Source organism: Glaciihabitans tibetensis, from assembly GCF_003003265.1.
Lineage (GTDB): Bacteria > Actinomycetota > Actinomycetes > Actinomycetales > Microbacteriaceae > Glaciihabitans > Glaciihabitans tibetensis.
This window is the reverse complement of the sequence record NZ_PVTL01000003.1, coordinates 141,346-153,288: the sequence shown is the minus strand read 5'-3', so window position 1 is coordinate 153,288 and position 11,943 is coordinate 141,346. Positions and strand designations below refer to the sequence as shown.

The window sequence follows — 11,943 nt, the reverse complement described above, 5'->3', positions numbered from 1 at the left end:
CAGGAAAGACTATGCGCGCTTGCGCAGTTTGCGGCGCTCCCGCTCCGAGAGCCCGCCCCAAATGCCGAATCGTTCGTCATTTTGCAACGCGTAGTCGAGGCATTGGGCGCGCACTTCGCAGGAACCGCAGATTGTCTTCGCGTCGCGGGTCGAGCCGCCCTTTTCGGGGAAGAACGCTTCCGGGTCGGTTTGCGCGCACAGGGAATCAGCCTGCCAGGCGAGGGTATTTTCGTCCTCACCACTGCGAAGCGGCTCACTCTGTCGAACTCCCGGAACACCCAGCCGGACAGGGTCCACAAACCAGTTGTCGGGGGCTGACGGGCGGTATTCGTTGCTCGCCATATCTTGCTCTCCCCTTCCGTGATCAGCAGGGCTGCCGAACGCGTTAGAGATAATTACAGCGGTGTAATTAGCTGGAGTCAAGTCGCAGATCATAAAACCCTCAAGTGCATTAACAGGGTTTAGACGCGCCGAAAGATTTTCGTTTTCCTCTCAGGGGAATTTTAAGAGGTTCCTGAGAGTTCGGTCAGGCGCGTTCGGCTGCGGCGCGGCGCGCGGTCCAGGCGCTGTTGACCATCTCGGTCAGCGAATGGCGCATGCGCCAGTCGAGGTCACGCGCGGCTAGGTCACCCTCCGCCACGATGCGTGCCGGATCTCCGCTGCGGCGGGGAGCTATGTCGGGCTCGAAAGCGATGCCCGTGGCATCCGCAATCGCCGTCATGATTTCTTTCACCGACACGCCATCGCCGCTGCCGAGATTGTAGGCAGACTCAAGCGATTCACCCGCCTCCAGGCGTTGGGCGGCCACGACGTGGCTCCACGCGAGGTCGGCCACGTGGATGTAGTCGCGCACGTTCGTGCCGTCGGGGGTCGGGTAGTCGTCGCCGTTGATGCGCGGTGTGCGCCCCTCGACCAGCGCCTCGAAAACCAGCGGAAACAGGTTGTGCGGGCTGGTGTCGTAAATGTCGGGGTCGCCGCTGCCTACCACATTGAAGTAGCGCAGGGAGGTGTGACGCAGTCCCACGGCGACTCCCTGATCCCGCAGCAGCCACTCGCCGATCAATTTCGACTCGCCGTACGGCGACTGCGGGTTCTTCGGAGTATCTTCGGTGACGATTTCGCCTGGCGGTGTTCCGTACACGGCGGCGCTCGACGAGAACACGATCTTGTCGACCGCGCACTCCTGCATCGCCTCGAGCAGCACGGCCGTGGCCGTGACGTTCTGCTCGTAGGTGTGCAGCGGGCGCTGCACCGAAACTCCCGCGTACTTGAATCCCGCGACGTGAATCACGCCGGTGACGTCGTACTTCTTGATCGTGTCGACGATCAGACCGCGGTCGAGGATGGTGCCCTGCACAAAGGGAACGTCACTCGGCACGAAGCTGGCGTGACCGCTGGAAAGGTCGTCGATCACAACAGTGGGGATGCCGGCACCACCCAACGCCCGGACAACATGCGCACCGATATAACCTGCACCACCCGTAACCAACCAACTCATACCCACACGTTAGCGGGCGCGAAGGTCGTTGCGGTGGCGCTCGACACGGCTGTGGAGAGATTTAACCTCGTGGGGGCGGATGCTGCGGGCGCGAGCTTCTAGTTGAAACGGTGATCGAAACCCTCGTCGGGTCCACGGGTGGGGCTTGCGCGGTGTCCGTCCGTGAACACCGACCGCGCTGACGCCACGATTGCCCAGAGGGACAGGGCACTGAGAGGCACGAGTAGAAACATTGTTGAGTCCATGGCAGAAAATCTACGACTTGGCAAATACTGCCGACAGTGGCAGGATTGCCATCAATCAGCTCGTTCCTGCCACAGCTCGTCGGTGACCCGACGGGCATCACAGAAAGCCACGTCTATGCTCACGAAAGTTGTCCTGCTCGCCCTTCCCGGGGTCGCGCCGTTCGAGTTCGGCGTGGTGTGCGAGGTCTTTGGTATTGATCGCAGCGACACGGGCGGGCCCGCATTTGAGTTCACCATTGCAACGGCCGAGCCCGGGCCCGTGCGCACCAGCCTCGGTTATGACATGGTCATCACCGACGACCTTTCGGCGGCCGCAGACGCTGACCTCGTGGCGATTCCCGCCCACGCAATTGAACCGATGGATGAGCGCGTGCTGCAGGTACTTCGCGATGCGGAGGCTCGCGGTGCCTGGGTTCTGAGCGTGTGCAGCGGCGCGTTCGCCCTGGCCGAGGCAGGCATCCTCAATGGCCGACGTTCCACGACTCACTGGATGCACACTGATCGCCTCGCCAAGGAGTACCCGGGAACACAGGTCGACCCCGACGTCTTGTTTGTGGAAGACCGCCACGTCGTGACCAGTGCGGGCACGGCTTCAGGTATCGACGCCGCCCTCCACATTGTGCGCAAGGAGCACGGCGCCGCAGCCACGAACGTCATCGCCCGGCGGATGGTCGTGCCACCGCAACGCGACGGCGGGCAATCGCAGTACATCGAGCCGGCCGCGCCGGAGTCCTGCGACTCGTTCGCCACGGTTGCCCAGTGGATGCTCGATAACCTCGACCGCGACCTCACCATCGAGCAGCTCTCGCGTCGTGCGCTGATGTCGCCGCGCACGTTCGCCCGGCGCTTCCGGGCCGAGATGGGAACCACCCCGGCTGCGTGGTTGAACCGGCAGCGCATCATCCGTGCGCAGCAGCACCTGGAACGCACCGACGCATCGTTGGAGTCCATCGCGCAAACGACCGGCTTTGGCACCGCAGCAGTGATGCGGCATCACTTTCTCAAGGTGCTGCAAACGACCCCGATGGCCTACCGACGCGCGTTCGGCGTCCGCGAAGCGGTCTGATCGTGAGGCGACTCGTGGCGCGGCTCCTTGCCGACGAGCGCGTCCGTTTCGTTCTCGTCGGCGGGGTGAACACCGTCCTCGGGTATGGGCTGTTTGCCGCGTTCTACTTCAGTCTGGGCGCAACGATCGGCTACATCGGCAGTCTGTACGCGTCATACGCGGTGGCGATTGTCGTCGCGTTTGTACTCCACCGACGGTTCACGTTCCGGGTGAACGGCACGGGAAACCCTGCCGTCGATTTCCTCCGGATTTCCGGCGTACACGCGGTGGCCCTCGTGGTGAACACAATCGCTCTGCCGGTGCTGGTCGAATACGCGCAGCTCGACCCGTTGCCCGCCCAGGCGCTCATCGTGATGGTCACCACGCTCATCAGCTATTTCGGGCACAAGGTCTTTTCGTTCCGCCGAGCTTCCCCACGGTTACCCCGCGGCATTCACGGCCTCGATCACGGCGGCGGCGAAGGGCAGAACCGACGCGTCGATGATGGTGTCGGCACCCCGCACTGACAGCCAATTCGCGCCGTCGAAGACATGCAGGGTGACAGCGCGGGAAGCGTCCTGCTCAGGATCGGTCACCAGGATTGCTCGCTCGATGCCCACACCGCTGAGCTCTTGAGCGCCTGGGAGAGCGGCGATCTCGTCCTGAATCCACGACCCCCCGGGAAGTGCATCGACGGTAACCAGGGGGGACGACGTGTTCGCCCCCGCGGGCACGATCCAGGCACACCCCGATTGGTGTGCGGCGGCACGCGCTGCGACGTAGCCGATCGGCGCTTCGCCACCCTCCCCGGTGCCACCGTCGATGGGCTGCAGGTCTGCGATGCCGAGCAGTGCGGCCGCGTCCACGGCCTGCACCAGCCCGGCGCAGCCGATCGGTTTTACCCACGCGCCGGCCCGTGCCGCCGGCGAGACGAGCGCGGCGGCATCCCCCGCTTCAGCGGTAACGGCCGAGATACGAGAGAGGGTGGTGTTGATGTTGGCTTCGGCCGTCTCGGCTGACACTTCCGGGGAGAACAGCATGGCGCCGTGGAACCAGTAGCCGTCCGTGAGCAGATTGAAGTAACACGACGATTCCCATACTTCGGCACCGCACTCGTTCAGCTGTGAGAACCCGTCGGCCATGATGGCCTGGGCTTCCGCGTCTGCGGCGATCGAGTGAGCGGGCAGCGCGGTGAGCACCAGGGAGCCCGACAACTCCTCATCCGCCGGCCACCACCGACACGCCAGCCCTCCGATCCCTCGCGGAGATTCCGTGAACGGAGTCGGCGCGCCGACCGACTTGCTCTCCTCGACAGCCGTCCCGACCAACCTCCCGACCTCGTCATCGGTGAGGATGGTGTCGCAGCGGCCATCGAATGCTTGCCTAACGCCCACAGGATCGATCGGTTCGGGTTCGTCGGGCGCCGGTGAAGTCGTCTCCTGGGCGGTGGGCGTGCGGGTGGGCGGCGAATCGGATTGTGGTGAATCAGCGGCCGAAGCGCAGGCCGTCAATGAGAGCAGCGACAGGGTGAGGGCTAAGGGTGCGAGCCACGAGCGACGGATTGACATTTCGACCTATTTCATGGAGTTGAGAGCGTTGACGAGGGCACCAGCCAGAGGTTGTAGCTGCAGCGGGTCACGGGTGGGGAAATTGCTGGTGATGGTGAGCCAGTTCGGCCCGTCAAAGACGTGAAGTGTCGGTGTTGGGTCGACGGTCTCGACCACCGCCCCCGTCGTCTCGGCGGCCAGCTCGACTGCCCCCACCTCAGCCGCTACGTCGCCCGCCGCCCAGGAACCTCCCGGAAGGAAGTCGAACGTGACAGCGACCGCGTCGGCCGTGTCGGCGGGGCCGCTTGCGGTGCACCTCTGGTACCCGGCGGCGGCCTGGGCCGCGGCCATCCCGTCGGGAATTTCGGCGGCGCCGTCGGCATCCAGTACGTCAACGTCGGAGACGCCGAGAAGCCCGTCGAAGTCCACCAGTGCAGCGAAGTCCGAGCATTGCGCCAGCGGCCCCCACACCCCCGTCTCGGATCGAGCAAGATCAGCCAGGTCGGGTGGGCTCACGGCCGACAGAGCGACACTGAATTGCTCCCGGAGTCCCGTGAGTGCGTCGAGCGCGTCGGCGTTTGTCGTTGCCTGCGGCATGGTGATGACCCCGCTCAGCAGGTAGTCACCCTCGGCAGAGCTGAAGCTGCAAGCGCCGACGCCGATGCCCGGGCCCGAGTCAGAGGCAGAGCCGGAGTCGGCGCCGTAACAGTACGGCGCAGACTCGCTGGCGGACTCTGTCGCGATGCTCGCGGGCACCACTGTGATGCGCAGCCACGCCGAGCCCTGCGCAGATCCAGACTCGCTCCACGCGCAGGCGAGCCCGCCGACGCCGTGCACCGCCTGCTGGAGGGGACGGGACGGCCCCTCAGCCTCCAGAGATGCGGCCACACCCAGGAGGGAGCCGACGGTCTCCTCGGACAGGGCGCTCGCGCACTCGCCCCCGAAGACTTGCGCGGGCTTCCCCGTGACCGGAGTGGAATCGGGGGCCGCCGCGACCGAAGTTGTCGGTCTGTTTGTGGGCTCATCCCCCTGGGCAGGGGCACTCGACTCGGATGCACACGCGGTCAAAGCACATCCCACCACCACGACGAGCGCGAGAGCCAGTGTGCGGGTCGCGGGGCCGGAACGAGGGGTCATGCGCTCACCGTAGCGGAAACCAAGGATGCCTCGGATAACGATGCCGCATCAGAGGTAGCCGGAGCGGCTAGAAGCGACAGGGGGCGGGAGGCGCGGCTCCCCACGCCCGCCCGCCGCTACCGCCGGTTCTCGATCCGCTGGATCAGACTCCGGTGGTAGCCAGAACCAGTTCGCCCGAGCCGGACAACACGAGCGACCCCTCCGAGGGCGTCACATAGACGGCTTCGCCTCGGCCGATTGTGGTGGATGCAGCGGCGCCATCGATCTGGAATGAGCCGCTCAGGCACAGCGCGATGGCTGGACCTCCGAGCGGATAGTTCAGCCCCGCGACATCCCCCTCGGCATGCACCAAAACGAAGTCGCTGACGTCTGGGCGAAACTCGACGACGCCCTCGGCGAGCGCCGTCGCGGGCAGGTACGGCACCGGCAGCGGGCTGAAGTCCAGCACACGGAGCAGCTCGGCCACATCGACATGCTTGGGGGTGAGCCCACCGCGCAGCACGTTGTCAGACGCGGCCATCACCTCGATACCCAGCCCCTCGAGGTAGGCGTGGATGTTTCCGGCGGGCAGGTAGAGCACCTCGCCACGCTTCAGGCTGACCCGGTTGATCAGCAGCGAGATGACGATGCCGGGATCCCCCGGGTACTGCTCGGCAAGCGAGACGACGGTCGCAAACTCCGGCGCCGCGTCTCCCGCTGCCATCACCGCTGCGGATGCCGCAACAACCCGCTCAACCAACTGGTCCACGCCCTCGCCCCGCGAGATCAACCATTCAAAGGTGGCGGGTAGTTCGGCGTCGGAGTCCAGCCTGGCGTGCAAGGCCGCGATCGGCGAACCCTCGGCGAGCGCCAGCTCGGGGTGGGACACCTCCGCGAGCACTCCCCCCACCAGATTGGCGTCCGCCGAGAGCAATACCTCGAGCGACGTGCGGGTGGCCTCGACAGGTCGGAATCCGCACAGCGCCTCGAACGTGTCGCTGAGGGCGAGCATGAGCTCGGGTTTGGCGTGGGCGTCCTTGTAGTTGCGGAACGGGGCATCCAGCGGTACGCCAGATTCATTCTCGGCTTTGAATCCCGCGCGGGCCTGCTCCGGGGTGGGGTGAGCCTGAAGGGAGAGGGGGGATGCCGCGGCGAGCACCTTCATCAAAAACGGCAGTCGCGGCTCCTCACCGTCCTGCGCGCTGGTGCCGGTCGATTGCGGATCGGCAGCGATCCAGTCGGCGAGGGTGGCCGCTCCGCTGACGCTCGCCGGGTCGAGAATCCTCGCGGGCGATCCGGGATGCGCTCCCAGCCACAGCTCCGCTTCCGGCTCCCCCGTCGGCTCCGTACCCAACAACTCGGCGATCGCGGTGTGGGAACCCCAAGGGTAGTTCCGCGCGTTATTGGTGATGCCTACAAACATCTCGCCTCGCTTTCGCTGTGGATTAGACCAAAGTACCAACGCCGTGTTGCGCCCAAGCACCACGGACCTAGGCTGGCCGTGATTTCCTACAAGCAATGGAGCATGTACATGTCATTCGAGCCCCTGCCCAGCGATTTTTATGGCTTCGAGAACTCCCTGTCTACCCAGGAGAAGGACCTCATCCTGCGGCTGCGCGAATACCTCGAAACCGAGGTGCGCCCTCTGGTAAATGACCACTGGGCGCGCGCCGCATTCCCCATGCAGGTTGTGAAGGGACTCGCCGACCTCGGGCTGTACGGGATGCCGTGGAAGGAAACGCAGCCGTTCGCTAACTCCGCGGTTTTCCGGGGCTGGATCGCGCTCGAGATCGCCCGCGTCGACGCCAGCATCGCCACCCTGGTCGGAATGCAGAACGGTCTCGTGATGGGCTCGATCGGTGTGGGAGGATCCCCCGAGCAGCGGGCCGAATGGTTGCCAAAACTCGCCTCCGGTGAGCTGCTCGGCTGCTTCGGACTGACCGAGCCGCTGTCCGGATCCGACTCTGCCCAGGGTCTGACCACCATTGCCCGGCGGGAAGGTGATCACTGGGTGCTCAACGGCGCGAAACGGTGGATCGGCAACGGAACGATCGCCGACATCGCCATCATCTGGGCGAAGAGCGCTGAGGACGGGCAGGTCAAGGGATTTATCGTTCCGACGAGCACCCCCGGTTTCAGTGCCACGAAGATCGAGAACAAGCAGGCCCTGCGCATCGTGCAGAACGCGGACATCGTGCTGACCGATGTGATCGTTGCCGAGGAGAACCGGCTCCAGCTGGCCAACTCGTTCCGCGAGACCGCCGCAGTGCTGCGGCTCACCCGCGCCGAGGTGGCCTGGGCCGCCGTCGGTAACTCGATGGGGGCCTACGAGGCCGCGGTCAGCTACTCCAAGGAGCGCATCCAGTTCGGCAAGCAGATCGGTGCGCACCAGCTGGTGCAGGACCTGCTGGTGAAGTCCCTGGGCAACATCACCTCGTCCATCGGCGTTGTGACCCGGGTCTCGCAGATGCTCGACGAGGGTGTGCAGCGTGACGAGCACGCGTCGTTGGCGAAGGCGTTCACGACCAGCCGGATGCGCGAAACAGTGGCCTGGAGCCGTGAGGTGTTCGGCGGCAACGGGATCGTGCTCGACAACGACGTGATCCGGCATTTCGCCGATGCCGAAGCGATCTACTCGTACGAGGGAACCCGGGAGATGAACACGCTCATCGTCGGCCGCACGATCACGGGCAAGGCGGCATTCGTATAACCTCGACACCATGATGGAGAGCCGCACATTTCTTCGGTTCTACGCCGTGTTCGTGCTCTTCACGCTGTTCGCGGCCGACGTGTGGCGGCACACCCTCACCTGGTGGGGCTACAGCGCCATCGCCGGTGTCCTGACGATCATCTCCATCGTTCTGCTCATTCGTCAGCGGGCTCAGTGGCGTCTCAGCGCGCTTCCGCTCCCTCTGCTTGCCTTTGTAGTGCTCGCCGTGGCGTCGGTGGCGTGGTCTGCCTACCCGGTCGGCACACTGATGGGCAGCGGGACCACGGTCGTCACGGTTATCGCGGGACTTGCTTTGGCGATCACGTTCTCGCGGGCCGACCTGCTCTGGGCACTGGGCATCACAATGCGGATCGTACTGGGTGGTTCTCTCCTCTTCGAACTCTTCGTCGCCTACGTGGTACGCGCCCCGCTGCTTCCGCTCTGGGTCGACTATTCGAGCTACGGCGATGACCTGCCGAAACTTCTGTTCTGGTCCCGCGACGTGATGCTTGACGGCGGCAGAATCCAGGGGCTCGTCGGCAGCGCGACCCTCCTCGGCTTCCTCGGGTTGCTCGGCCTGATCGTGTTCGGCGTGCAGTTCGCCGCTCGCTCGGTATCGCGCTTCTGGGGTGGGTTCTGGTTCCTGGTCGCCGCGGTTGTCGTCTGGCTGACCCGGTCAGGCACGATCTCCATCGCGGTCGTTGTGGTCGTGGCCGTCCTGGTCGCAGTTCTGCTGTTGCGGGCCGCGCGCTCGCGGGGGTCTCGAATCGCGGTGTACTCGGCGATGGCCATCGCGGTGCTGTCGGTCCCCGCGATCATTGCCGGCTTCAGCGACCAGATACTGCAGCTGCTCGGAAAAGACAGCGACCTGACCGGTCGGATCGGCATCTGGAACACCGTCATTGGCATGGCCGAGCAGCGCCCGGTGTTCGGCTGGGGGTGGGTCAGCTACTGGATTCCCTGGATCGAGCCGTTCGACGACCTCGTCATCTGGGCCGGTGTCGTGCAGATGCACGCGCACAACGCCTGGCTCGACCTGTGGATGCAGCTGGGCATCGTCGGAGTAGTGGTCTTTGCCGCCTTGGTACTCAGCACGCTGCTTCGCACCTGGTGGATGGCGGTTGATCGTCCCTGGGTCGCAGCAGGAGTCTCCGCCCCGTACACGGCCGTCACCTTGCTGCCTCTGCTCGTCCTGGTCGCACTGCTGGTACAGAGCGCCGCGGAGAGCCGGCTGCTGGTCGAATACGGGCTTGCCCTGCTGGTGTTTTTTGCCGTGTCGACAAAGCTCCCTGACCGGCGCGACCGTCTGGTGAGCCCTGCAACGCCGATACCCCTCACTGCACCGAACACCGTCCGAAGGTAGGCCAAAGGATGGCGTACCTTGGGGATGCCATGAACCTGCCACCACATCATCACCCCGCGCGCGATGCCGTTGTGGCGCTCCTGGGATCGGCGCCGTTCGGCAGGGCGATCACGATCACGATCGTCGCGAGTGCCTATCTCGCGTTCGTCCTCAAAGTCACTATCGACTGGCCGGGGTTCATCGCCATTGTCGCGGCACTCGTGGTGTTGTCCGCCGGGTCGCTCGCCGTACGCAGGCATGAACTGGAGTGGCGCGGCATCCTGCCGATTTCGCTGCTGGTGTTCGTGGGATGGAGCACCCTGTCGGTTTTCTGGACCGACTACCAATGGGCCTCGCTCAGCTCGATTCTGTACCAACTGGCGTTCGCATTCCTCGGCATCTACGTCGCCCTGACGCGCGACCTGATCCAGATCGTGCGAGCTTTCGGCGACGTTATGCGGGTCATACTGCTCACCTCGCTCGTGCTCGAAGTGATGTCCGGGCTCCTGCTGGATGTGCCGTTCATATTCCTGAAGATTTCCGGTAATCTCGCCGCGGGCGGCCCCATCCAGGGTCTGTTCGGCAGCCGGAACCAACTCGGGCTTATCGCGCTGATCGCCCTCGTGACCTTTTTCATTGAGTTACGCACGAGATCGGTTCACCCCCAGCTCGCCACGTTCTCGCTGGCCCTCGGAGCTGTCACGCTGTGGTTCACCCGGTCCCCCGTCGCGTTCGGAACAACGGTGGTCGTTGCGCTTGCGGCTCTTGCGCTGTTCGCACTGCGCCGGCTGGATCCGGCGTCGCGGAGGGTGGCCCAGTTCACCCTGCTGAGTGGACTGCTGCTCGTCGGAGTCATCGGCATCCTCGCTCGCAGCCAGGTGGTGCGCATCCTCAACGCGGGCAGCGAGTTCGAATACCGTTACTCGCTCTGGCGGTCGATCACGGCGGTCAACCCCGAGAACTCGCTTGAGGGCTTCGGCTGGATCGGCTACTGGCGCACGAACCTCCCGCCCTACAGCGGGATCGGTGGGGTGCCCGCTATCAACCAATCGGCGCTGAGCGCCTTCGTCGACGTGTGGTTCCAGCTTGGACTCGTCGGGTTGACCGCATTCGTGGTCTTCGTCGTGCTCGCGTTAGGGCGCTCGTGGGTGCTCGCGTCAAACAAGCGCAGTGTGGTGTATCTTTGGCCCGCGCTGGTGCTCGTCGTCCTCATCGCCGTATCAACCGCAGAGAGCACCGCTCTGGTGGAATTCGGGTGGTTCACGCTCGTGGTCTGCGCGCTCAAGGCCTCGCAGGACCTGAGTTGGCGAACCCGCTTGCCCCAGGACTGACTACCGCGACCGACTCGACGTCGCTCGTCGCTCGTCGCCCGTCGCCCGTCGCTCGTCGCTCGTCGCTCGTCGCTCGTCGCTCGTCGCTCGTCGCTCGCGCTATGCGCGTTTTTGCAGGAGGTCGCGAACCATGTCCAGTCGCCCCTGACTGGCCAGGGTGGCGTAACCGCCCGGCCCGCCGAAGTGGCGCCGACCAACACGGTTGGCGGCCAGAATACCCGCAAGCCGAGGCAGTCGGGACACCGGGAGGGATGCACGCAAGCTCTCGAACCGGGCCTTGGTCGCCGCCGCGTCGCGATGGTGAGCAGACACCGTCGTCATTGCCGCGAGACGTTCGGCCAGCACTGCCGTGCGCCGAGCAAGCGCCGCGTTTCGTTCTGGCGAGGTGGCCAGCATTCGTCGAATCTTGTAGCGGAGTGTGGGAGCGGAAACGCCAATCTCGTTGGAGCCGTGCTGCCGGTAGTCGATGACCTGAGAGTCGCTAACCGCCACTTCCCCGACGGCGGCACCGATGATCGTGAGCCACTCGTCGTGCACCCACTCCGCCGGTAGCGGCCGCGCCACCTCGAAGAGCCTGCGGCGAAATGCCACCGTCGCGCCCGTCGCGAGGTTGCGACGAAGGTAGCGGGCGAATCCGTCACCCGAGTTGATGACGGCTCGATCGTCGTCCGTCACCCCGAGGGCTTCGAACAGGGTGAGGCCCAGCGGCCGGTCGTCCTTGTCGATGAGGCGGGCATCTGCGTGCTGCAGCAGCAGATCCGGACGTGCCTCGAAGGTTGCCGCCACTTCCCGCAATCGCGACGGGTGCCAGAGGTCATCCTGATCCGCAAGAGCGATGATCTCCGAGGTGCAGGCGGCGATGGCCCTGGCGAAGTTCGCGGTGACGCCGAGGTGGCCTCCGTCATCGAGAAACCCCACGGTGACGCCCAGTGTCTGGGCGCGGTCGAGCCAGGCGCGCACGATCGTGACGGTGTCGTCGGAGGAACCATCGTCGGCCACCACAATCTCGGTGGGCAGGAGCTCGCCGGCGAGGATGCTGGCGAACTGCCGGTCGAGAAACCGCGCACCGTTGTAGGTGCACAGCGCGACAGAAATGGTGACTGCCACGG

Annotated in this window: 12 protein-coding genes; 5 read left to right on the top strand and 7 right to left on the bottom strand. The window is 65.1% G+C overall.

Annotation, left to right across the window (positions count from 1 at the left end; translation table 11 throughout):
* Positions 1-9 precede the first annotated feature (9 nt).
* The 3 genes from B0I08_RS06640 to B0I08_RS17730 all read right to left on the bottom strand — a co-directional run bounded on the left by B0I08_RS06640 (position 10) and on the right by B0I08_RS17730 (position 1,743).
* On the bottom strand, positions 10-342 hold the full coding sequence (locus B0I08_RS06640) for a WhiB family transcriptional regulator (RefSeq protein WP_106211086.1): 333 nt from the start codon (positions 340-342) through the stop codon (positions 10-12).
* A 184-nt stretch (positions 343-526) separates the two neighbouring features.
* A complete protein-coding gene (galE, locus tag B0I08_RS06635; RefSeq protein ID WP_106211084.1) occupies positions 527-1,498 on the bottom strand; it encodes a UDP-glucose 4-epimerase GalE in 972 nt (323 codons plus the stop codon).
* A 98-nt stretch (positions 1,499-1,596) separates the two neighbouring features.
* Positions 1,597-1,743, bottom strand: coding sequence for a hypothetical protein (locus B0I08_RS17730; protein ID WP_181243292.1), 147 nt, complete (start codon positions 1,741-1,743; stop codon positions 1,597-1,599).
* A gap of 115 nt (positions 1,744-1,858) precedes the next feature.
* Here B0I08_RS17730 and B0I08_RS06630 point away from each other — a divergent pair, with 115 nt between their 5' ends.
* Positions 1,859-2,809, top strand: a complete 951-nt coding sequence (locus B0I08_RS06630; protein ID WP_106211082.1) for a GlxA family transcriptional regulator — start codon at positions 1,859-1,861, stop codon at positions 2,807-2,809.
* Between the two features lie 2 nt (positions 2,810-2,811).
* Complete coding sequence (locus B0I08_RS06625; protein WP_245884637.1) at positions 2,812-3,315, top strand: GtrA family protein; 504 nt, start codon at positions 2,812-2,814, stop codon at positions 3,313-3,315.
* Here the strand turns inward: B0I08_RS06625 and B0I08_RS06620 are convergent.
* The 3 genes from B0I08_RS06620 to manA form a co-directional block, all read right to left on the bottom strand.
* On the bottom strand, positions 3,229-4,356 hold the full coding sequence (locus B0I08_RS06620; protein WP_106211080.1) for a hypothetical protein: 1,128 nt from the start codon (positions 4,354-4,356) through the stop codon (positions 3,229-3,231). The two genes, B0I08_RS06625 and B0I08_RS06620, sit on opposite strands and share 87 nt — an antisense overlap.
* Positions 4,357-4,362: 6 nt before the next feature.
* Entirely contained in the window at positions 4,363-5,472 is a 1,110-nt protein-coding gene (locus B0I08_RS06615; RefSeq protein WP_106211078.1) for a hypothetical protein, read from the bottom strand.
* Between the two features lie 142 nt (positions 5,473-5,614).
* Positions 5,615-6,874: a mannose-6-phosphate isomerase, class I gene (gene manA, locus B0I08_RS06610; protein WP_106211076.1), complete on the bottom strand. Its 1,260-nt coding sequence runs from the start codon at positions 6,872-6,874 to the stop codon at positions 5,615-5,617.
* A 108-nt stretch (positions 6,875-6,982) separates the two neighbouring features.
* Here manA and B0I08_RS06605 point away from each other — a divergent pair, with 108 nt between their 5' ends.
* From B0I08_RS06605 to B0I08_RS06595, 3 genes are read left to right on the top strand one after another with little or no spacing between them, the layout of a single operon-like run.
* Positions 6,983-8,161: an acyl-CoA dehydrogenase family protein gene (locus B0I08_RS06605; protein WP_106211074.1), complete on the top strand. Its 1,179-nt coding sequence runs from the start codon at positions 6,983-6,985 to the stop codon at positions 8,159-8,161.
* Positions 8,162-8,171: 10 nt separating this feature from the next.
* Complete coding sequence (locus tag B0I08_RS06600; protein WP_106211072.1) at positions 8,172-9,524, top strand: O-antigen ligase family protein; 1,353 nt, start codon at positions 8,172-8,174, stop codon at positions 9,522-9,524.
* Between the two features lie 29 nt (positions 9,525-9,553).
* Positions 9,554-10,834: a hypothetical protein gene (locus tag B0I08_RS06595; protein ID WP_146134338.1), complete on the top strand. Its 1,281-nt coding sequence runs from the start codon at positions 9,554-9,556 to the stop codon at positions 10,832-10,834.
* A gap of 99 nt (positions 10,835-10,933) precedes the next feature.
* On the opposite strand, the gene B0I08_RS06590 is transcribed toward B0I08_RS06595, so the two are convergent.
* Positions 10,934-11,941: a glycosyltransferase family 2 protein gene (locus B0I08_RS06590; protein ID WP_106211068.1), complete on the bottom strand. Its 1,008-nt coding sequence runs from the start codon at positions 11,939-11,941 to the stop codon at positions 10,934-10,936.
* Positions 11,942-11,943: the final 2 nt, after the last annotated feature.

What these genes read in the sequence shown, in the direction of transcription:
- B0I08_RS06640 (WP_106211086.1), bottom strand. Translation starts at nt 342, where the DNA reads ATGGCGAGCAACGAATACCGCCCGTCAGCCCCCGACAACTGGTTTGTG.
- galE (WP_106211084.1), bottom strand. Translation starts at nt 1,498, where the DNA reads ATGAGTTGGTTGGTTACGGGTGGTGCAGGTTATATCGGTGCGCATGTT.
- B0I08_RS17730 (WP_181243292.1), bottom strand. Translation starts at nt 1,743, where the DNA reads ATGGACTCAACAATGTTTCTACTCGTGCCTCTCAGTGCCCTGTCCCTC.
- B0I08_RS06630 (WP_106211082.1), top strand. Translation starts at nt 1,859, where the DNA reads ATGCTCACGAAAGTTGTCCTGCTCGCCCTTCCCGGGGTCGCGCCGTTC.
- B0I08_RS06620 (WP_106211080.1), bottom strand. Translation starts at nt 4,356, where the DNA reads ATGTCAATCCGTCGCTCGTGGCTCGCACCCTTAGCCCTCACCCTGTCG.
- B0I08_RS06615 (WP_106211078.1), bottom strand. Translation starts at nt 5,472, where the DNA reads ATGACCCCTCGTTCCGGCCCCGCGACCCGCACACTGGCTCTCGCGCTC.
- manA (WP_106211076.1), bottom strand. Translation starts at nt 6,874, where the DNA reads ATGTTTGTAGGCATCACCAATAACGCGCGGAACTACCCTTGGGGTTCC.
- B0I08_RS06605 (WP_106211074.1), top strand. Translation starts at nt 6,983, where the DNA reads ATGTCATTCGAGCCCCTGCCCAGCGATTTTTATGGCTTCGAGAACTCC.
- B0I08_RS06600 (WP_106211072.1), top strand. Translation starts at nt 8,172, where the DNA reads ATGATGGAGAGCCGCACATTTCTTCGGTTCTACGCCGTGTTCGTGCTC.
- B0I08_RS06595 (WP_146134338.1), top strand. Translation starts at nt 9,554, where the DNA reads ATGAACCTGCCACCACATCATCACCCCGCGCGCGATGCCGTTGTGGCG.